The organism is Streptomyces swartbergensis (assembly GCF_002148965.1).
GTDB classification, from domain to species: Bacteria; Actinomycetota; Actinomycetes; order Streptomycetales; family Streptomycetaceae; genus Streptomyces; species Streptomyces swartbergensis.
This window is the reverse complement of sequence record NZ_NGFN01000863.1, coordinates 1-610: the sequence shown is the minus strand read 5'-3', so window position 1 is coordinate 610 and position 610 is coordinate 1. Positions and strand designations below refer to the sequence as shown.

Annotated in this window: 2 rRNA genes; both read left to right on the top strand. The window is 58.1% G+C overall.

Features of this window, described 5'->3' with window-relative positions:
• Window positions 1–403 (top strand): 23S ribosomal RNA (locus CA983_RS44795); the annotation flags it as partial.
• An 86-nt stretch (window positions 404–489) separates the two neighbouring features.
• A 5S ribosomal RNA gene (gene rrf, locus CA983_RS44790) occupies window positions 490–606 on the top strand.
• The last annotated feature ends 4 nt before the right edge of the window (window positions 607–610 follow it).

The following is a 610-nucleotide window of genomic DNA, read 5'->3' as shown; positions in this document are numbered from 1 at the left end:
CCTCGATGTCGGCTCGTCGCATCCTGGGGCTGGAGTCGGTCCCAAGGGTTGGGCTGTTCGCCCATTAAAGCGGTACGCGAGCTGGGTTTAGAACGTCGTGAGACAGTTCGGTCCCTATCCGCTGCGCGCGCAGGAATATTGAGAAGGGCTGTCCCTAGTACGAGAGGACCGGGACGGACGAACCTCTGGTGTGCCAGTTGTTCTGCCAAGGGCATGGCTGGTTGGCTACGTTCGGGAGGGATAACCGCTGAAAGCATCTAAGCGGGAAGCCTGCTTCGAGATGAGTATTCCCACCTCCTTGAGAGGGTAAGGCTCCCAGTAGACGACTGGGTTGATAGGCCGGATATGGAAGCACGGTAACGTGTGGAGTTGACCGGTACTAATAGGCCGAGGGCTTGTCCTCAGTTGCTCGCGTCCACTGTGTTGGTTCTGAAACCACGAACAGCCCCAYGYTGCCACAGCGTGGTGCGGCTGACAGTTTCATAGTGTTTCGGTGGTTATAGCGTAGGGGAAACGCCCGGTTACATTCCGAACCCGGAAGCTAAGCCTTACAGCGCCGATGGTACTGCAGGGGGGACCCTGTGGGAGAGTAGGACGCCGCCGAACAATT